The sequence below is a fragment of the Vibrio sp. ED004 genome, from assembly GCF_023206395.1.
GTDB lineage: Bacteria > Pseudomonadota > Gammaproteobacteria > Enterobacterales > Vibrionaceae > Vibrio.
In genome coordinates this window covers 2,164,361-2,185,446 of record NZ_CP066149.1, presented here as the reverse complement: position 1 = coordinate 2,185,446, position 21,086 = coordinate 2,164,361, and the positions used below count along the sequence as shown (strand labels likewise).

Below are 21,086 nucleotides of genomic sequence, written 5' to 3'. Positions count from 1 at the left end.
AGTAATTATAAGAATTCTTGCAGTAGCTGATCCGTTTCAAATAAAGGTAAGCCGACAACGGCGTAATAACTACCTTCGATTCGGGTAACAAAGCGTCCACCCAAACCTTGGATCCCATAGCTACCGGCTTTATCGCATGGCTCCCCTGTTTGCCAGTATTGTTCTATTTCTTTTTCACTGAGGGGTTTAAACCATACGTCGGTAATAACGATTTCTGTTTTTTGTTTTTCTTCTGAAACCACAGAGACTGCCGTCATCACTTGATGACGTTCATTCGCTAACTGAGTAAGCATACGCTTAGAGTCAGAAAAATCAGCTGGCTTCTCGAGTACTTGCCCTTGGCTTACTACTACGGTGTCAGAGCCCAAAACCACTATTTCAGAATCAAGAGAAATAGCATCAGAACTAACAACTACACTATCAGAACCAGAAGCGACATGCTGCTTTTCAGAAGGATTCGTCGCTAATAAAGACAGCGCCGCTAAAGCTTTATCTAAAGATAGTCGCTTAACGTACTCTTCGGCGGTTTCTTGGGCGTGTTTACACTCTTCAACATCGGTTACGAGAACAGAAAACTCATAACCAAGTTGAGATAGCAATTCTTTGCGGCGTGGTGAACCGGATGCCAAAACTAAATGTTTCTTTTCCATCGTCACATTACCTCACATGCCAATGGCGACGCACGCGTCTCATTAATAAAAACATCCAAGGCCAAAGTATACAGTTTATCAATGCGCTCCATAGCGATAATGGATTGAAAACGACATCTTGGATCAAATATTCACCAAAGAATATCAATACCTCAAACAACACAGTCAAAGCAGCAATGATCATGGCTTGTTGCCATAACGCCATGTTGCGGATCACAAGGAAGTTCAGCGCAATAATGTACATCACTATTGCCATCATCATGCCTCGAATACCTAACGTCGAGCCGATCAACAGGTCCCAAAGTAAGCCCAGAATCAGAGCACTACCTACGTTAACACGGTGAGGCAATGCTAGAACCCAATAACAAGTAACCAGTAGTAACCAAGAAGGTCTGAATAGGTCTAAACTACCAGGCCAAGGGATCGTCTGCAGAATAAGCGCGATCAAAAATGAGCAGCCAATTACGACCTTGCTTCTTAAAACGCTATTGGCCATTTTCGCCCTCTAACATTGCTTGTTCTATGCTGGATTGATCCGCTTGTTTTTGTTTGTTTTCGTCTGGCCATACAAGCAACAGGTATCTGAGCTTATCAAACTCAACCACAGGCTCTGCTTTAATAACCGCGAACTCACGTTTAGGATCCGATTCAACCGCAGACACATAAGCGACTGGGTATCCCTCTGGATATACCCCGCCTAACCCTGAAGTCACCAACAGATCTTCTTCTTGAATATCAGTGCTGGTTGGAATGTGCTCTAGTTGAATTTCATCAATCATGCCATTGCCAGATGCAATCACACGGATGTCATTACGAATAACTTGAACAGGAATCGCATTGTTTGCATCAGTCAGCAGCAAGACGCGGCTATTATGAGCTGCAACAAAGGTGACTTGACCAACAATACCTTTCTCGTTGATCACCGGTTGCCCTTCATACACCCCATCAATCAAGCCTTTATCGATAACCACTTGATGACGGTATGGAGAAGTATCAACAGCCATAACCTCAGTAACGACTTTCTTTTCGTCACGGATAAACGGAGAGCCCAATAGCTTACGAAGGCGTTTGTTTTCTTCTTGGTATTGTTCAAGCAGAATCAACTCGCTCTTCAGTCGCAAGACTTCACGTTTAATATTATGGTTGGATTCGATCAGCCCTTTACGAGTGCTAAAGCGGTCGTAAACACCGTCGAACATAGTGCGAGGTAAGTTAGCTGCATATTGAATAGGTGCAACCATGCTGTTCAATAGATAGCGGACATTTGAGAAAGCATCTAAACGACTATCAGCCAGCATAAGGCTGGCTGATAAAATTACAGCAAAAAACAGGCGCAATTGTAGAGAGGGACCTCTACCAAAAATTGGCTTCATTCTATATTTGGTCCTAGAGCTACATTTGATCCTATAGACAAGGTCCTAGGCTCTTTACATAAAACTAGATAAGAAAAGAGCCTAACACTAGATATTATTCTTCGCTGAACAGATCGCCACCGTGCATGTCGATCATCTCTAGGGCTTTGCCGCCACCTAGAGCAACACACGTTAATGGCTCTTCTGCAACAACAACAGGGATACCTGTTTCTTCTGTTAGCAGACGATCAAGGTCTTTAAGCAGTGCACCACCACCTGTTAGTACCATACCGTTTTCTGAGATATCGGAAGCTAGCTCTGGTGGACACTGTTCAAGTGCAACCATCACTGCAGATACGATGCCAGATAGAGGCTCTTGAAGTGCTTCAAGGATTTCGTTTGAGTTTAGGCTAAAGCTACGAGGCACACCTTCAGCAAGGTTACGACCACGCACTTCGATCTCTTCTACTTCATCGCCAGGGTAAGCTGAACCGATTTCGTGTTTGATCTTCTCTGCTGTCGCTTCACCGATCAAGCTGCCGTAGTTACGACGCACATAGTTGATGATCGCTTCATCAAAACGGTCACCACCGATGCGAACAGAAGACGAGTAAACCACACCATTCAGTGAGATAACCGCAACTTCAGTAGTACCACCACCGATATCAACAACCATTGAACCTGTTGGTTCAGATACACGTAGACCTGCACCAATCGCTGCAGCCATAGGCTCATCGATTAGGTAAACCTCACGAGCACCAGCACCTAGCGCAGATTCACGGATAGCACGACGCTCAACTTGCGTTGAACCACAAGGTACACAAACCAAAACGCGAGGGCTTGGTTTAAGCACACTGTTGTCATGCACTTGTTTGATGAAGTGCTGAAGCATTTTTTCCGTTACGTAAAAGTCGGCAATGACACCGTCTTTCATTGGACGGATCGCTGAGATGTTACCAGGCGTACGACCAAGCATTTGCTTAGCAGCGTGACCAACAGCAGCGACACTCTTTGCAGAACCCGCACGATCTTGGCGAATAGCTACAACTGAAGGCTCATCAAGAACAATGCCTTGGCCTTTTACATAAATAAGGGTATTGGCTGTACCTAAATCAATCGATAGGTCGTTTGAAAACATGCCACGAAGTTTTTTAAACATATTCTTCGCTCATCCTGCAAGAATTAGAAGACAAAAATTGCACTAAATGTACCAATGCCTTGCTGTCTCGGCAAGGCATTGAAGTATAAACATGGACTGAAACCCGCAATTTCTTACAGATTCCTAACTTAAGGGGCAAAAATTATATTATTACTGACCTGTTAAGCCACTTTCTCCTCGGTAGATCACTCGATCGTTACCGCGGTAGATGCCAAATGTGACGACGGTGGAGGGATCTTCATCGCCTAATTGACGCCAGTTGTAGCGCAACCATGGTTGATCTTGATCACTGCCACTACATGAGATGTTATTTCCGCCATCACTATCAGGCTCAGAATCATCCATTCTTAACCACAGACGGACTTGCTCACGTGGCACGTCTGTTCCTGCTGGCGTATTTTGACTTGCTGTTACCGCTTCCTCGCCATCATTAACATCCCCACTACCATTAAGTGAAGCTAATGTAGTGTTCACTGTATTGCTGGTCCAAATGACTTGTTTGCAAATATTTGAGCCATTGAAGGTACTGCGGTCATCATCCTCGTTAACAATGAACTCGCTGCCATCCCAAAACTCAGCTCGAAGTGGGATAGTTAAGGTAGTACCGGAATTGCCACCAATGTCGTCAAGCGCCATTCGACCATAACGAGCTGGAGGTTGAATAGGGAAAGCTGCCGAATCAGTCACAGGATCTGAATCAGTAAATGAAACAGGGTCCGTTCCAGTTATCGTTAAACCAAAATTTGTAATCGTCGAGTTAGCATCTGGCGTATTAAACGGTGTATCTCTGCGGCTAACATCATCAGAATCCGTAACTCGCTGAAGAACAGCGGCACTATCATTCAACAACCAATGCTTACGATCATTAGACCAAGTGCCTGCCTCAGTATCTAACAAGAAGCCGTTATCAGTATTGCTATCATCTAAAACAATAAACTTTGCTTGCAGGTCTGAGTTGAAGAATCGATAGTTATTGAGAACATTATCCGTATCACTTTCACCAGAAGCCATTGGGTATACTTGATGAACTGCAGAATCATAAGGTTGGTCTAGGTATGCGATATCATTTTGATTAGCTACATTCCATTCAGGAGTACCTTGCACAAAATATTTAGGGTAAAAACGGCCAATAGATTTACTACCAGTTAAACCACCTAATATTGAGCTATAGAAGCTTCCGGTTTCAGTTGCAATAAAGTTAAAACTACCCACCTCTGAATATCTTAAACCTTCGAATTTATAGCCTTTATTAGCCTGGTCATTCGGTGAAATCTGTTGGGTTAATCGATCCTCAGGAGTTAAATCTCCTAGCTGAGCATCAGGATAATCCGTAATTGAAGGGGTATCTAAAGTTGTTGTAACTTTCACGCTTGCTGTCGAGTCAAAGTAATTATTCGTCAACAAACTATCATCAGTACAAACAGAAGATGAGTTGGTATATTTGATTGGACGAGCATACACATCAAATGACTCTCCGGCAGCAGCGAAGCTGTCTGAGTCTTTCTCTTTGCTGTTTCCATCTGAGCTCTTGTTGGTGCAAATCACAAATTTCCAAGGGCGAGAGTAAACAGAGAAACTTCCCTCTACATCGTAACTCCCATCTTCGGGGCAACCAGCGAAACCAGTACAATCAAAACTACTATCTTTTAAAGTAACGTTGAAAAGCCCTGATTCAGAGATCATTAAATCAGTTGAGGCGCTACCTTCTTCGAACTCAGGTAAATAAATCAAAGAGCCATCGGATCCACTCCAAGAGCTATCAAGCTCGTGAGCAATGGTAACTTCATCTCCAGCTTCACCTACATAGTTTTCAGCAACTATGATTGAATCACCAGAATCACACGCTAAAACTTTGGTTACTGTCGGTGTAGCCTGCCCCGCAATAACGTCAAGGCGACTTGTTGGAGTATTACCATCCACTAAAGAGAATTTAAATGGTACGAACTTAAATTGACTTTCAACTTCTTTACCAGAATCATCCACTAATGTCGCCATTAGCTTATAACCTGTATCAAAATCAATATTGGCAGTATCTTTAGCGACAATTTTTAAAGTTAATTCACCATCGTCATTTGAAACATAATTAGGGTAAGCACCTGAACCTTGCAGTACAGAAACATCGAATTCATTAGCATCTGGCGTAATATCGACGGTAACACCTAGACTTTCCGCCGCACCGTTATTAGAGGTATTAATGGTAAATTGAGGGGAGTCGTCGCCACACATTAAGGCTAAGTCTGTCGCAGGAGATATCTCTATCTCGTAATCATCAACAGGCACAATACAGCTTGTTTCTGCATGAATAAGAGCACTTGATGACATATTTATATCTTGTGCAGATACGGCACCATACAGCCTAGCGGTACCACTCATATCCACTTTTTGTTCACTGTACAACAGACCAGTAAAAGTCGTCTGATTGCTGGTACCGCTGCTATTTAAGCTTACTTGTTTAGTACCATTTTCTAATACGTTAACTCTAAAATGTGTATCGCTTGCAAGTACAGGCTTTTCACCAGTCCAACTAACAATTGGTATACCCGCATAACTACCATTATTAACGGATAGATTTTTAGTAAAGATTGTGACTGTATCTCCGCTCTTTACTCGTAATTGACCGTTGCCGTTAATATCTAACTTACCAATTTTGTATTTACCAGCTTCAATTTCGACCACACCACCAGTACCAATCGAAATACTGTCATACTCGTAGATTTTTACCCCACCAACGGTGATAGGTAAGGTAGTAACGTTATGTGTGTAGGGTATGTCCAGTGAATTGCCAAGATTGTCCGGTACGTCTTCCAATGCTTCTTTATCAATGAGTAGATCATCCAAGCCATAACACTGCTGCCCCTCACAAGCGACACCGGTTCCATCATTGGTATTGGAATCTAAAAAGCCAACATAACGTTGCCCGTTATCTCTAAGCGCACCTACTATTTTGGGAGAACCATTTATTTCTAGACTCCCGTTAGAGCCTTTCCAAGTTTGGGCTGGGCTTTTATCATTAAACCCTTCACAGATGCCTATTTCATTCGGTCGGTCAAACATAAAGAAGCCTACATCCTCAGCAATGTGAGATCTTTCACTGTCCTTATCCATATCCTCTTCAACGATAAAATAAACTTTATCTTTTGTGATATCACAACGGCGAATCCAACCACCATTATTACCACTGCGAGAGTTTTTATTTGCAACTAATATAGGAGGAGCATCAAAGCCAGCATCTGCTATTGAAGTAAATTCTTCACAACCAATTTCTATGGGAGAAATAACCTTTTCATTTAGCGTAGTAGTCACCCTTGTTTCACCATTGCCAAGGAAAAAACGGGCACCTTGAATAAACCCTGAACCTTCACCAGCCACAAAAGCTACATTCTCTTTAAATGGTATTGAGTTATTTTTGATGACTTCAGATTTCTCTAATGCCAAGGAAAAACGATCAACCCCTACACCGCGAGCCATACCGGTAAACCACGCCGATGTGTTGTTTTTTGTTTGAGGTTGAACTAAAACGCCAGGCTTAGAATTAAAAGAGTCTAAACCATAATCCTCATAGCGAATAATATCTGCGTTGTTTCTTTCTCCGGAGATTTGAGACGCGGCGGTATTTGTATTTACAAGACCGGCAACAATTTGACTTTCACCATTATTTAAAGAGATGACACCTTCTTCGATAACAAAATAATCAATATAATTACTATTTTTTAAAGGGTCCCCCTGTCCACTCATAGGGGCATTTAGATAAGCAATGTTGTTTGTCTTTTTCTTAGCATTAGGAGCTATTTCTTGGACTATTGTCGCGGATTGCCAAGTTGTATTGATTACAGATGCTGTAGAAGGAAGTTCTGTAGTCCCATTACTTCTAACGGATAAGCTTGCGTCAATTGTTGGCATAACAAACACGAGCGGTTTAGGTTTCGCTATGTCATAGGTATTATTAAAATTCAACGTACAAGTCACGACTTGTTTGTTATCAGGTCCTGGAGATGAGATCGTACAATTGTTATCCGTCAGAGTACCAAATTCAAATTGTGGATTTTGGTTGATTGGCGGTTCTGGAGGAGTATATGTACATAATTCAGATATGTTTGCAGGGCAATTCGACGAAGCATAGTTACAATTGGGATCATCAACACCACAATAAAGATTTTCATTATTAAAATCAGTTGATGATGCCTTTATTTCACCACATACAGATGAATTTTTTATCGTTGCCTTTCCATGAGCATCAATCGCTTTTGTTTGCGCATAAATGCTATTTTGTGTTTCAGCTTTAAACTCTCCACCAGTTGATGTTACAACACCACATACTTGTGTATTCTTTAAAACAACATCGCTTAGCGCGTGAATATCTCCAAAAACTTCATTCGGATTAGTTTCAAATTTAATTTGGCCACCGGTACTCGTAACATCACCATAAACTTTAGTTTTCTTAAGGACGACATCACTTAGAGCTTTAACATCGCCATAGAATACGTTAGTACCTGACTCAGATTTAACCTGCCCACCTGAACTTTCAATATTGCCATATACAGTAGATCCCTTAAAAATAGCATCAGAGTGAGATTCAATATCTATTGGTGTCGTTGCAGTCCCTGATTGGTTGTTATTTTCAAATTTTATACTGCCTGAAGTTAATTTCAGTAACGGTCGGCTATTTGGTGGGATAAGCCCCGTTCTACTAAAAACAACTGTATCTTGATTTCCCAAAATAATATCTTGAGGGCACGTATAGGTGATTCCATTAAGTTGACCGTTGCTACAAATATTCGTATTTGGATCGGATATGTCATAAACCGTCGCTGCAAACGAGGTAGGGACTAAAAATGCTAACATCAAACTTAATAATAGTAGCTTCATAATTATTCCTTCACCCAAACTTCTTGAATTCTTTGCACTTGGTTAACACCTGAACCACAAATAGCTGTTGATTCAATTTTGAAAAAGCCAACGCCATCTAAAACGCCGATTTGACTACAGGTTAATTGGTCGACAGTACAGATGCTCGACATACCACTACTCACTTGATTTGAGTTCAAGTTACTACACACGGTGCTCACACTGGTTGAGACCGCAGGCGAAACAGTTAATGGATAAACTTGAGTAAGTGCCCACTCATTTGCAGAATGCGTTAAAAGCCAAGCCTGAGTTCCCAGTTGTTTACGTGTCAAGGTATCGTGATTTGACCACTGAACTTGCACTAAAGAAGTCGCTAAGAAGCCCATCACCACAATAACAAAGACTGCGACGACCAAAACACTACCTTGTTGAGATGATTTTCTATGGCGCATTGAGTACCTGCACATCTTGTTGATAAACGCTTACTTCACTGTTTTGCTCAAGCACGAGGTCGATGTGAATCACACCACCTCTCTGTAAGCTTGGCTCTTCATAACGAAAATTACTTTCCGCATAATTGATACTATCCGCCACAGTGACTCCATTGCGCTGGATTAGGCCTTGATTTTGAATGGTGTCATTAACAAGACAATAGCTCACATGACTATTCTGATCATAAACGTAGTGTCGTTTAGCGGGAGATTCGCTAGCTAGGCTAACTACAGGCACACTAAAAGCATTGTTATTTTGTGTCGCACCTGACACATCGATACGTTTACTTGATATTGCAGCAAGATCATTGAAGCTAGTTGGATTGATAATAATGTAATCATCATTATCTAGAGTCGGAGAATCTTGTCCAACGATGAAATCAAGCTTATTGTTAGCTTCATCAAAGTAATAAAAGCCGGAGTATTTGATCGGATAGAATGAAAGGCACTTTCTATCAAAAGCAGGTGTAGGTAAAAAAGTCTGGTCTTCAGTAAAACTATTAGGAACAGCGTGACTAATTTCTCGCGACATTTTCTCTACAACAAACTGCCCTTTTACTTGCACCTTTTGTCTATCGATAGTGTCGACATAACCTTTAATGCCGTATTCAACAAAGCCTGCAATCGCTAGTCCGATAACACCAACGACCACAATCGTTACAATCATCTCAATTAAGGTAAAACCACGTTGTTTCATTAGTAGTTCCCCTTGTAAGCAACCAGGTTATAGCGGTTATTACCACCAAAGATCTGTACTTCAACGCGCTTCATCGTACCAATAGTATTATCGTCAGTTCCGTCCATGTTTTGATCATACACCACCGAAATCTCAACACGAAAATTGGCATAACTGTCTTCAATATTTTCGTCTAGGATATTCGCGAGCGGGTACTTCGTTGATGAGACACACGCTGACTCTGTTGTATCGGTGTACCAACAACCGATATAGTCATCAACATCATTGAAAGCAGCAGGCGCTGTTTCTGTTCCATCTACTCCGAGTTTAGTAGAACAAGCGGTCGCACCCGCATCGCCACAACGAATCAAACCACCATCAAAATCACTGTGCTCATCAAAGCCGCGAGCTAAAATTTGATTCATCAAACTCTGACTTAAGGCTACGGAGCGGTTTTGATATTGTGGGTCTGCAGAACTAGCAACTTGTGGTGTTAAAAAACTGGTAATTGTAACCATTGCGATACCTAATACGATAATCACCACAATACTTTCAACCAGAGTAAATCCACGTGAGCGAATCATAGACAGGCCCCTTCACGCACATAGCCCTGAGAATTAATACAGACTTGGGCGCTATTACTCGAAGTGGTTGAGTTAATAGTAATATTCACCCCAGCACTCACCGAAGGGTTACCCAATAAGTCAAAGTCGATAATTGTATTGGCGGGAGAAAACTTTATATCTGGTATGCGCACATAGTCACTACGAGTATCGGCTTGTGATTTTTGCGTACTATTCGATAAATTTAAACTGCAAGCGGTTACTGAGCCTAAACAGTCATCATTAATAGCAAGGCGAAAGCTATCATTAGCAGCGGAAACATTCGATTGCATTCGATTGACTTGGATTTGGCGAATTACGGAGATGGCTTGCTCTTGCGCAGTAAAAGTGGAATAGCTAGAGGTGCCAACGAAGAGACTCGCGGCAAACGTTGAAATAATACCAAGGATAATGATAACGATGATCAGCTCTACCAGAGTAAAGCCGTTGGGTGTGGGGCTGTTATCCATAATAAGCCTCTAACTGCCTAACGAATACTGATTATACAAGATAACGAAGATAACGATCTTATGTATATGAATCGTTTTGATATTTGTGCGCTTTGGATAGAAAAAAGGCCAGCTGAAGCTGGCCTCTAAACCTATAAGCTACACCAACAACTAACCGCAGATTTTGTCACTACCAGTATCAAATACACCTACAGAAGACTCTGCAGATGAAGTGGCTTCAGTATATTTAACACATTTATCTGTGTAATTTTTAATACCAAATGTCACTGCTGTTGGAGTTGCACCAGACACCGTGCCGATTACTTGAAAATCATCATCAGCACCAATGCCCTGAACGATCTTAGCAATATTATCACCATCAGCTTTAGGGTAACCATATTCTGTGAGGATAGTGTCTGTACCAACCGCTACACTTTGACCAGATAAAGCCTCTTTACCTTCAATTGCAGATTTACCATACACGATACTCGACGCACCTTGAATTGCACCAGTTAAACCTTGAAGTGTTGCATCTTTCGCATCATCTTGTATGTTTAGGAAACGTGGTGCCGCAGTTACAGCAAGAATACCTAGAATAACAATTACAACCACTAGTTCGATTAGGGTGAAACCGCCTTGTCTTTTCATAGTTAAGCTCTCTCTATGTTTAATTTTACGCAGACTTACTGCAAAGTTACGGTCACACGACCAGTTTTAATTTCGTAAACAAATTCATGCTCAGTACTACCTTCTAATTGAACGTAAGTACACGTTGCATCACCTGAATTCGCTTGCGCTGAATATTTGTAATTGGAGTCACTAGCAACAACTGAAACCTCACCAACTTTAGGTGGATTTTGCAGCAAGTTTTCCATCAATTCAGAACATGTTTTATCTGAAATATCTTGTGGCGCGGTACTAGAATCATTATTCAGAGTCCATGGGTAACCATCTCGAAAGTCGGTATCCTCATTTTTACTGTTCTTTGATCTTGTTAACCAAAAATCAACACCATCATAATTTACGGTATTGTATGTTTCAACACCTATCTTTTCTGACGGTCTAGCTTCTGCTTCCCACTGTGCTCTAGCCGACAAAACTGCGGTTGCAAAACCACCAGCAACACCTTCAATGCTTGATTTCTTGGCTTCATCTGTCACATCAAGAAAGCGAGGTAACGCAGCTACCGCCAATAAACCAACGACCACAATCACTATGACTAATTCGACAAGGGAGAAACCCTTTTGATTTTTAAGCATTTTCTACCCACTCATCTAATTATTAACGCGCATTATACATTCGCGCTCGTATAAAACCATAAAAAACCTGTCAATATTTTCACAAAGCCAAAATATTGGCTTTCACACTAAACCTTTCTCTTTCAAGTAATATATCTATCTGATATTTATAAGTATAATGATAAGTACAGTGAAAGTGTATGCTATCACTTTTATCTTCAACTCTTGGAGAGCTTAGCCCTAAAATGCGCCCTTGGGGATATAATTGACCCAGCCAATAATTGCAGTCTCGTTCAGAGCCTTGAATTGGCATTATCCACCCTGTTCGGCTGTAAACTTTTGGTGGTTCCGAGTCATCCTCTCGCTGAGCCCCCTTTAACAAATACTGTTGTTTGAACAGGTTTGCTTGCTCAAGAATTCGTTTGCTCGCTACGATAAATGCCGTATTAGTCGCTTCTTCTTCTACCGTTTCCCATGCAGAAAGTAATCCAATGACAAGAAAAAGGATAACCACACTCCAAATAACAAAACGTGAGCGCTGTAGGTTATTTAGCATTCCTCAGCCTTTGATTGCATCGAGCATTCCCCACATCGGTAAGAAAATACCCAGAGCTAAAATCAGCACCATACCCGCAACTATGGTCAACAAGATTGGTTCAATTCTGGCGGTTAAAGTCTTCAAATCGTAATCGACTTCTCGATCATAAAAATCAGCGACTTCAAGCAGCAACTCATCAATACGACCGGTCTCTTCACCGACGGAAATCATTTGTATCACTAGTGGCGTGAAAATTTCGCTGTTGATCGCTGTTGATGACACCGTACTACCCGCCTCTATCGCCGATTTCATGGCTTGAACTCGAAGCTCTAGAAAACGGTTATCCAAAGCCTCAGCCGATAATGCTAACGATTGGTTTAGTGGTACGCCCGCCTTTAGCATCAAAGCAAAGGTACGAGAAAAACGTGACAATAGCGCTCGATTTACAACGCCACCGATCACTGGCATCTTCAAACGTAATCTGTCCCACTTCTCTAATCCTTTGTCTGTCTTAACCCAGGCTTTAAAAGCAAAGATAAGACCAAAGATCACTCCAAGCATTAAGCCCCAGTAATTAACAAAGAACTCCGACATACCAATCAAGATACGAGTAGGCAGCGGCAGGTCGACACCGAAACGTGCGAACATGCTCGAGAACTGTGGAATAACCTTGATGTTAAGAATGAACATCGCAATCAAAATAAAGCTGATCACGAAGGTTGGGTAACGCATCGCGGTCTTGATTCGCTTACGAGTCTCAACTTCCTGCTCATAGTATCCAGCCAACTGAAGCAGAGCCTGATCTAAACGACCCGTATTTTCACCAACACCGATCATCGATACAAACAATGGACTGAATACCTTAGGGTGCATCTGCATTGATGCCGCTAACCCTCGACCATTAGTAAGCTCAGCAACCACTTCTTCGAGAGCAGCCTTCAATTGCTTATTTTCACAGTTTTGAGTGAGGCCTTTCATCGACCTTAATAGTGGCACGCCCGCTTTAGTTAGACTGTATAACTGTCGACAAAACAGAACCAACACCTCAAGAGGAACATTAGGTGTAAACAGACTAGATACGTCCATATCCAATACAGAGCCGCCACTTTTCCCCAGCTTGATCGAGGTTGGGATGATCCCTTTACTCATCAAGCTTTCAGCAGCGAGATCTTCGTTATTCGCATCCACTTGGCCAGTAACTTGACTGCCATCCGAACTGCGACCTACATAACGATAAGTTGGCATATCACTCTACCCCTACAGATAAATTGGGTCGGTTGCACCGGACGCATCGCCTTCACCAAGGTGCATTATCTCGTCGAGACTCACGACACCTTGTAAAGCCAATTCCATCGCAGAAGCTAAGAGCGGTTTGTAGTTTTCAGACTGTCTCGCCGTTTGAGCAAAACCAACGGCATCATTGGCTCTAAGCGCATCCATCATGTTTTGCTCTAGCTCCAACATCTCGAAGACACCAATACGCCCACGATAACCCGTTAGGTTACAGTTCTGGCAGCCACGCCCTTTCATAAATGGCACGCCTACCTGATTTGGGAAGCGAACGCTCAACCATTGCTTGCGAGGTTCATCTAGCTCATCTTCAACCTTACAGTCGTTACACACTTTACGAACCAATCGCTGAGCAACTACAGCTCGAACGGCACTTGCCACCAGATAGCCCGGAGCACCCATATCCATCATACGTAATGCACTGTCTACAGCATCATTGGTATGCAACGTACTTAACACTAAGTGACCCGTCAGTGCCGCTCTGAGGCCTATTTCTACGGTTTCGTGGTCACGCATCTCACCAATAAGAATGATATCGGGATCCTGACGTAGGAAGGTTCTTAAGATCGTAGAGAAATCAAGATTAATCTTAGGGTTCACCTGAACTTGGTTCACACGAGGAAGACGGTATTCCACCGGATCTTCCGCAGTAATGATCTTTTTACCCGGTTCGTTCAATTCACTTAACGCACCGTATAAGGTGGTCGTTTTACCCGAACCAGTAGGGCCAGTAACCAAGATCATTCCGTGCGGACGACGTAACTGCTGACGAAGACGAACCAGAAGATCGCTCGGGATACCCGACGACTCCAATTTACGTAAGCCAGCAGATTGGTTAAGCAGACGCATCACCACAGACTCGCCGTGCTGTACCGGCATAGTCGACATACGGATATCGACCGATTGGCCTTTCGCTCGGATATTGAAACGACCATCTTGAGGAAGACGTTTCTCTGAGATATCTAGGTTTGCCATCAGCTTTAAGCGCAGTACCAGAGCAGACGCGATATTGACTTCATTTAACAAGGTTTCATGCAACACACCATCAATACGTTGACGAAGGCGCAGTACATTTGAGTCTGGCTCGATGTGAATATCAGAAGCGCCAACTTGAATCGCATCTTCAAACAGTGAGTTAATCAGCTTCACAACCGTAACTTCGTCGCTGTCTTCTTCGGCAATATCAAAATCGAAAGCTTCATTAACTTGGTGTTCGGCGTGAAGCTGCTCTGCAAATGAGGCGATCTCTTTGGTTCTGCGGTAATAACGGTCAAAACCATCAACCAATTGTCTTTCTGGAGCCACAACGAATTCGAGAGCGTAATCGCCTAACTGGCCAAGCAAAGATTCTTGTGCAAACAGATCGGCCGGATCACTCATAGCAACACGCAAAGTATCGCCTTGGCGCCCGATAACCAAAGCACGAAGACGACGAGCGTGTACTTCAGGCAAAAGCTGAACCGCTTCGACATCGACAACAGCGCGGCTTAAATCGATAAGAGGAATCGCTAACTGCTGAGATAAGAAGCTCAGCATCTGTTGTTCCGACAGGAAGCCAAGTTCAATCAGTGCATCACCTAGCTTACGACCAGTGCTCTTTTGAGAGGCAAGTGCTTGTTCAACTTGAGCCTCGGTAATAATGCCCTCTTCAACGAGCAAATCACCAAGCCTTTTTCTTAATCTAATTTGCATCGCTACTCTCCTCTAACGCATTGATTATTTTTAATCGGTCTCGTACAAAGCTTTGCGATTGAGATGAGATGCCAACTCTGACTAGCGCACCTTGGTAAGATTGTTTTGCTGCCGTAAAATCGAGCTGTCGCTCTTGTTGGATAGCCAAACCTAGCCACCAGCGAGCATTATCCGAATCAATCTCAACCAGTTTTTGATAACTCTCTAACGCTATCTCTTCTTGTTGAGACTTTTGGCTCAGCGCGGCACGCATCGCTAAATAGTCCTGAGTTGGGTTCGGTGGTAAATGTATTAAGGGACTCAAAGCTGCTTCAGATTGATCCGCTTTAACCAGTAGCTTTGATAAACCTAAACGCAGCTTTTCGCTGTTGTTGTTGAGTTTGATGCCAGACTGATAAAGCTCGTAAGCTTTACGCGTATCACCTTTACCAAAATAGAGAATCGCGAGCTTCTGACGAACATCTTCATTCCTCGGGGCATAGCGAAGCGCTTCGTTATATCCTTTCAACGCACCAGCAAGATCGTTCGCATCAAGAGCCTTCTGAGCTCGACCTTGGGCATTAATAGAGAGTTGTTCAGACGTTAACTCCACCTGCTCGATCATTATTCCACTATTTTCTGAATCACCAGACGCTTTGGAATCATTAGGGAGTGGCTTAGAATCTTCTTTAGCCACACTAGCAACATAGATTGGTTGTTCGACTTCAGCTTTAGGCACGTTTTGAGATTTAGAGGTTGCTTGAGGCTTTGTCACTACCTGAGTCGATGCAACAACTGAATCGGACTTAGCAGACTGAGTTTGAGTGCTTTTAACGATCGTCGCGTTGTCAGCTGAAAGGTTCGCAGAATCTATCGTCACTAACTTCTTAGTTGGTGACGATACAAGTCGAGTAACTATTGTTTTGGGCTCATCTTCAGCGTTATCAACCACAGCAACCTGAACGTCACGAGTTGATATTGAGCTATCGACAGCAGGGCCTTGTGAAATCGCCCAACCGCCCATAGCTAAACTGAGAGTAAAACCCGCAGCAACCCAAACGAAAGGAGAGCGTGTTTTTACTTTCGGCACAACGGCAGCTTCTATTGAAGTCGCTGATTTTTTCTTTGCCAATTCAGACAAGGCGTTATTAATGACACTCATAATTAATTCCAACCCCACAGTATTGGCGTTTTAAATTTAGGCTTACACACATCGTAAGTTTCGTGCATGGCGGAGAACAGATGCTGATTGTCGATACTTTTCTTATCTTCACTGAACGAGAGCAAAAGAGCCTTATGACACAACTGGTTTATCAACCTTGGAATACCCACTGAAGAACGAAAAATCGCCTTTTTTTGATTCAAACTGAACAATTCAGGATTGCCACCAGACTTAGTAATTCGATTATCAATGTAAGCTACCGTCTCATCGAGCGTCAGCGACCTCAGTGTCGAACTGAATGTGATTCTTTGACGAAATTGTCTTAAGTGGTAAGCCTCTAATCGAGCGTCCAATTCAGGCTGCCCAAATAATACTATTTGAAGCAATTTCTTATCTTCTGTTTCAAGGTTGCCGAACAGCCTTAAGGTTTCAAGAGCCTCATCGGATAGAGCTTGCGCCTCATCTAGTATAGCGACCACTCTCAAGCCTGAGTTGTGTAAATCAATCAACTTATGCTGAATGTTATCGACTAAAGTGGCTTCATTATAGATGGTCAAATCAAGTTCTTTAGCGACAGCGTGACGTAAGTCAGTTCCAGACAATACTGGATTGGGCAAATAAATTAACGCCGTACAATCCTTTAAGTGATTAACCAGCATTCGACAAACCATGGTTTTTCCCGTGCCCACCTCACCAGTAACTTTGATTACACCCTCTCCCATCTCTAACGCGGAGATGACCGTTTGAATCGCCTCAAAATGAGGCGCCAAACCATAAAAGAAATCAGTATTCGGCGTTAACGTAAATGGCAGTTGTTCAAAACCAAAGTGAGCTTGATACATACGACGACCTAGCTTAGTGAGACACTGCCACTCTATATTGAGAAAGTAAGCATTTACTCTTCATCAGGGAACCACTCTTGAAGAAGATCACGAGAACGCTCCAACTCATTTTGCCAAGTATTCACACCCACGATCGTTGGTTTAAGCAAGATCACGAGCTCAGTTTTTTGAGTCAACTGATTGGTATTACGGAATAAATGACCTAATGCAGGGATGTCACCGAGGAACGGAACTTTAGACGTCACGTCACTGGTGTTGGATTTCATCAAACCACCAATAACAACCACGTCACCGTCTCGAGCTCGAATCACTGAGTCCGATTCACGAATAGAGCTTTTCGCCAAAGGAAGTTGTACTAACCCCGTTGTTGAACCTAGGTTGAGCTCTTTCACTTCTTCCTCTACCTCAATAACGGCAGGATGAACATGTAAGAATACGCTGCCTTTATCGTCTATTTGAGGTGTTACATCTAACGAGATACCAGAGAAGAACGGCGTCAACTCAACCTCAGGAGCAACATTAGCATTGTCACCGCTGCCGACCGAGCTTGATAAATCCGTCACGTAGTATTCGTCTGTACCCACTTTAATAACCGCTTTCTGGTTGTTTGCAGCCGTTACGCGTGGGCTAGAGAGAACATTGAGATCACCTTGAGTATCCATAAAGCTTAATACCGCTTCAAAGCTACCGTCTGAAATCGTTACGTTGGTTTGTCCACCTAACAAAGAGCTGATTGCATCTAATGGAGGCAATGTTCCACCTGGTCGGTCAATAACAACGCCACCACTACCAATCGACTTAGATAAATTCGACCAGCTAATACCTTGCTGGTAACCATCACTCAGGGTGACTTCCATGATTTTGGCTTCCAAGATAACTTGGCGTTGCAGACGTTTCTGAGAAATACCTAGGAACTCACGAACCTCGCGGATTTCATCAGGGTAAGCGCGTACGGTAATCACACTCGCTTGCGGGGTAACCACGACACTTTGCCCATCACCAGAACCAATCAAGTGAGCAACCGCCGCTTCAAGCTGTGGCCAAAAATCACTTTCAGATGTGGTTTCAATCTCTGTACCACCATTCGATGTCGAGTTTGATGTGTTAGAAGAGTTTGATGAATTCGACGAGTTAGAGTCGGAACTTGAAGAGCTCGACGAGTTGTTGTCCGAATTGGAGATCGTTCCTGTTGTGATCGTCGTCAATGAGCGGCCAGAACGCTTAACTTGTAGGTAATCGACAGGGATTGTCACTGTGCGAAGGCCTGCTGGGTAAACTTGAATCACCTTGCCACGCTTTTCGATATCGTAACCATACATATCTTGAGCAACAGCCAGCACTTCATCTAGTGTTACATCGGTTAGGTTAAGCGTAAGGTTTCCAGACACGCTAGGGTGAATAGCGGCGCTGTACTCTGTGCCTTTCACTAAGCTTGCAAAGAAGGTTCTCGCTTCAACACCTTTAGCCTGAATTCGAAAACGCTTAACCGTTTCCATTCCTGGCGATACAGAGTCCGAATCAAGTTGAGGCATAAGATCATCCTGTACGGATGAAGGAAGCTCATGAAGCGCTTTACTGTTAGCTTCATTGATTGATTCATTTAAAGACTCTTTTATCTCAACGGGATCGCGATGCCCCATCGAACAGCCGACTAAAGATGACACTAGGATTGCGACTACAAGTTTACGCATGTCTTCACTCTAACCTTAATTATTCTTAACATCTAAAGAGAACATCTCTAATTTCCACTGCTTAGAGCTTCTCTGCAGAGTGACGTATTCTGGATCTATGTTCTTAACTCGGTACCCTCTGATCGTTTCCCCTTGACCGAGAATCTGACCATTCATAATCGCATAACAAGGTGTATCCCCCTTGCAAACAATGCTCTCTAGAGACGGTAAGCGATATTGAACTGGCGCCTTTTTAGCTGGCGCTATTTTTTGTTGAGGTGAAAGCCAACCTAATGGCGCCGTTGGATCTTGCTCAGCCCACACTAGAGAACTACTAAACAGCAAGGACAACAATAGAGTTCTAGCCACCGATAAACTCCTGTCTGGTACCAAGTGTATAAACCTCGAACACAAGTCGAGCTTTAGGATATTCTTCTACTGAATACTCAAATGTGCGCCAGTAATAACTCACAGGAAGAGACTCAAGGGCCTGAAGATAAGCTGAAATATCAAAATAGCTGCCTGTGAGTTCCATTCTCACAGGGTGAAGAAAATAGCCTGAGTACTCGCTAGTCTCTTTGTTATTTGAAATTGCTTCTGGTTTTAGTGATTCCAAAGATTCCAGCTTAAGTCCATGGCCAGCATTGAGAACACTTTCCAATAACTGTGACATTTGAGAAGGCGTAATCAGTCCATCGACAATCTCTGACAGCTGAAGCGAAAGATCTTGGCTTTCTACTAATAGCTTTTTGTACTCAAGATTAATTTCTTTGTCTGGGTCTTTGTTCAGCTTTGCTTGAAGAACAAGTAGCTCACCTTGTTGTCTTTGATTTGACTGGGTCAGGCTCATCGACTTAGCGTTTTTCGCTTGTAAGTCGAGGTATGCAGGTTCAACTAATAAGGTGAATACAAGCATCGATAAACCGACAAAGCCACACACGAAAAGTAGCCATTTTTCTCTTTGGCTTAATGCAAGAAACTTATCACTCAGCTGGTTCCACTGCTGCATTATTTACTCTCCCTGCGAGTACTTAACTCGAACGTCACCACATCTTGATCATTGCGACCTATTTTGAGTTTTTCAAAAGTACGGCCAACCAAATTAAGTTCATTTTTAAACTGACCAATCCAGTTTGGAACGACATTAGCGTTACGAGCTAAACCACTAAGATCTAAAGTATCGTGAGTCATATAGATGTGCGAAAGAGAGATGTCATTTCGGCCTAATGTAGCTAGGGAATTCATGACGCCAGAATACCCGACTTGCTGGGATTCGTCGTATTGCCCAACGGCCTTCAATGCCTCTTTTTTTGCTTGAGTCTCACGTTTGAGACGAGCAACAGCGGCGACTTTCTCCGGAGACGGTTTATGCTCAGTTAACTTACTCTTCAACTGGTTAACTTGCTTGTTAACTTGATTGGAGTCATGTTGCAAAGCTGTTAATTCTTCGTCCAAATTCGATATTTGGTATTGCATCACAAAGTAACCACCAAGAAGCAAGGCACAGGCAAGTCCCCAACTCGCGACCACATTAGTTAATGTGAAATATTCTTTTTTCGGCTTGAGGTGTTCTGGGTAAAGATTGACGTTAAACGCATCTTTTTCAGCACAGAGCTTAACTAACAAGCTTTCAGAGTTTTCGCGCTCACCTTCAACCAGTAAAGAAACCGTTGAGCTCAGTGTATTATTTAACGCACTTTGTAGTTCTGCCTCATCCTCTTCATCACAACAGATTTTTAGCTGATGAAGTTGAGTGCCTTTAATTTGAGAAGAAAGGTAGTCAATCGAACGCTGGAGTTCTAAAGCAAGACCATCTAGCTGCAGTGCGCTGGATGCAACACCCGTTAAAGGTGGAACCACACTGCGAATCGTTCTTTGGAAGCAGACGGTATTCTCAACAAACGCCCCCAACTTAAAGTGTGAATTTGAGCTGCGTTGTAAAAGTATGAAATTAGAGAGTTCGCCGGCACTATAGCCCCAGATTTCATCTTCAGGAGCAACACCTTTAAGCTCTACTTGCGCTGAGTTAGTAATGTTTAAAAGCTTATCTAACAGCTTTTTAGGTAAAACATACACTTGCAGTTTGTTTGATGTCGGCAGTGCTACCGCACTTGCTGTAATCTCAGTCACTCTTTCAGCGACAAGATCTTTCAATAAAAAAGGCAAGGCAACCGACCACTCACTCTCTGGAATGTCCGGTTTATCAATTTGGTAAGTTTGGTAATAGTTAGCGTAGACTATCAATTGGAGACTACTGCTGGTAAAAGCCTCACTGTTAAGCGATTTTTTTAGTGCACTTTCCCAGTCTCCGTTTACTACAGGGATATGAGTGACTTGAGATTCTTGCTCTGTCGATGAAATATAAACAGCATCATTGCCCAACATGACAACTTGCGAGCTGCCTTTATTATTCGTTGGCTTTATCTTGTCTAAAATCGCTTTAAAATTCAT

The 21,086-nt window shown here is 42.8% G+C and carries 20 protein-coding genes; all 20 read right to left on the bottom strand.

Annotation, left to right across the window (positions count from 1 at the left end):
- Positions 1–5 precede the first annotated feature (5 nt).
- Positions 6–650: a Maf family protein gene (locus ITG10_RS09950; RefSeq protein WP_248386376.1), complete on the bottom strand. Its 645-nt coding sequence runs from the start codon at positions 648–650 to the stop codon at positions 6–8.
- Positions 651–657: 7 nt separating this feature from the next.
- Positions 658–1,146, bottom strand: coding sequence for a rod shape-determining protein MreD (gene mreD / locus ITG10_RS09945; RefSeq protein ID WP_010434372.1), 489 nt, complete (start codon positions 1,144–1,146; stop codon positions 658–660).
- Positions 1,136–2,023 carry a rod shape-determining protein MreC gene (mreC, locus tag ITG10_RS09940; RefSeq protein WP_017630737.1) on the bottom strand — a complete coding sequence of 296 codons (888 nt, stop codon included), beginning with the start codon at positions 2,021–2,023 and terminating at the stop codon, positions 1,136–1,138. Before mreC ends, mreD begins: the two co-directional genes overlap by 11 nt.
- 94 nt (positions 2,024–2,117) lie before the next feature.
- On the bottom strand, positions 2,118–3,161 hold the full coding sequence (locus ITG10_RS09935; protein WP_017062957.1) for a rod shape-determining protein: 1,044 nt from the start codon (positions 3,159–3,161) through the stop codon (positions 2,118–2,120).
- Between the two features lie 150 nt (positions 3,162–3,311).
- Positions 3,312–8,027: a DUF6701 domain-containing protein gene (locus ITG10_RS09930; protein ID WP_248386375.1), complete on the bottom strand. Its 4,716-nt coding sequence runs from the start codon at positions 8,025–8,027 to the stop codon at positions 3,312–3,314.
- Between the two features lie 2 nt (positions 8,028–8,029).
- Positions 8,030–8,458, bottom strand: coding sequence for a hypothetical protein (locus ITG10_RS09925; RefSeq protein WP_017630739.1), 429 nt, complete (start codon positions 8,456–8,458; stop codon positions 8,030–8,032).
- Complete coding sequence (locus ITG10_RS09920; RefSeq protein WP_017630740.1) at positions 8,448–9,194, bottom strand: prepilin-type N-terminal cleavage/methylation domain-containing protein; 747 nt, start codon at positions 9,192–9,194, stop codon at positions 8,448–8,450. Before ITG10_RS09920 ends, ITG10_RS09925 begins: the two co-directional genes overlap by 11 nt.
- Positions 9,194–9,757 (bottom strand): prepilin-type N-terminal cleavage/methylation domain-containing protein, encoded by a 564-nt coding sequence (locus tag ITG10_RS09915; protein ID WP_017630741.1) that lies wholly within the window; start codon positions 9,755–9,757, stop codon positions 9,194–9,196. Before ITG10_RS09915 ends, ITG10_RS09920 begins: the two co-directional genes overlap by 1 nt.
- Positions 9,754–10,245 (bottom strand): prepilin-type N-terminal cleavage/methylation domain-containing protein, encoded by a 492-nt coding sequence (locus ITG10_RS09910; protein ID WP_017630742.1) that lies wholly within the window; start codon positions 10,243–10,245, stop codon positions 9,754–9,756. Before ITG10_RS09910 ends, ITG10_RS09915 begins: the two co-directional genes overlap by 4 nt.
- A 150-nt stretch (positions 10,246–10,395) precedes the next feature.
- Positions 10,396–10,872, bottom strand: coding sequence for a type II secretion system protein (locus tag ITG10_RS09905; protein WP_017630743.1), 477 nt, complete (start codon positions 10,870–10,872; stop codon positions 10,396–10,398).
- 35 nt (positions 10,873–10,907) lie between these two features.
- Positions 10,908–11,483, bottom strand: coding sequence for a prepilin-type N-terminal cleavage/methylation domain-containing protein (locus tag ITG10_RS09900; RefSeq protein ID WP_017630744.1), 576 nt, complete (start codon positions 11,481–11,483; stop codon positions 10,908–10,910).
- 79 nt (positions 11,484–11,562) lie between these two features.
- Positions 11,563–12,018, bottom strand: coding sequence for a hypothetical protein (locus ITG10_RS09895; protein ID WP_017630745.1), 456 nt, complete (start codon positions 12,016–12,018; stop codon positions 11,563–11,565).
- A 3-nt stretch (positions 12,019–12,021) separates the two neighbouring features.
- Complete coding sequence (locus ITG10_RS09890; RefSeq protein WP_017630746.1) at positions 12,022–13,245, bottom strand: type II secretion system F family protein; 1,224 nt, start codon at positions 13,243–13,245, stop codon at positions 12,022–12,024.
- A gap of 12 nt (positions 13,246–13,257) precedes the next feature.
- Positions 13,258–14,982 carry a GspE/PulE family protein gene (locus tag ITG10_RS09885; RefSeq protein WP_017630747.1) on the bottom strand — a complete coding sequence of 575 codons (1,725 nt, stop codon included), beginning with the start codon at positions 14,980–14,982 and terminating at the stop codon, positions 13,258–13,260.
- Positions 14,972–16,123, bottom strand: coding sequence for a tetratricopeptide repeat protein (locus tag ITG10_RS09880; protein ID WP_017630748.1), 1,152 nt, complete (start codon positions 16,121–16,123; stop codon positions 14,972–14,974). The genes ITG10_RS09885 and ITG10_RS09880 overlap by 11 nt, the downstream gene beginning before the upstream one ends.
- 2 nt (positions 16,124–16,125) lie before the next feature.
- Positions 16,126–16,965: an AAA family ATPase gene (locus ITG10_RS09875; RefSeq protein WP_017630749.1), complete on the bottom strand. Its 840-nt coding sequence runs from the start codon at positions 16,963–16,965 to the stop codon at positions 16,126–16,128.
- Between the two features lie 53 nt (positions 16,966–17,018).
- Complete coding sequence (gene mshL, locus ITG10_RS09870; protein ID WP_017630750.1) at positions 17,019–18,656, bottom strand: pilus (MSHA type) biogenesis protein MshL; 1,638 nt, start codon at positions 18,654–18,656, stop codon at positions 17,019–17,021.
- Positions 18,657–18,671: 15 nt separating this feature from the next.
- On the bottom strand, positions 18,672–19,004 hold the full coding sequence (locus ITG10_RS09865) for a hypothetical protein (protein ID WP_017630751.1): 333 nt from the start codon (positions 19,002–19,004) through the stop codon (positions 18,672–18,674).
- On the bottom strand, positions 18,997–19,644 hold the full coding sequence (pilO, locus tag ITG10_RS09860) for a type 4a pilus biogenesis protein PilO (protein WP_017630752.1): 648 nt from the start codon (positions 19,642–19,644) through the stop codon (positions 18,997–18,999). Before pilO ends, ITG10_RS09865 begins: the two co-directional genes overlap by 8 nt.
- A complete protein-coding gene (locus tag ITG10_RS09855; RefSeq protein ID WP_017630753.1) occupies positions 19,644–21,086 on the bottom strand; it encodes a hypothetical protein in 1,443 nt (480 codons plus the stop codon). Before ITG10_RS09855 ends, pilO begins: the two co-directional genes overlap by 1 nt.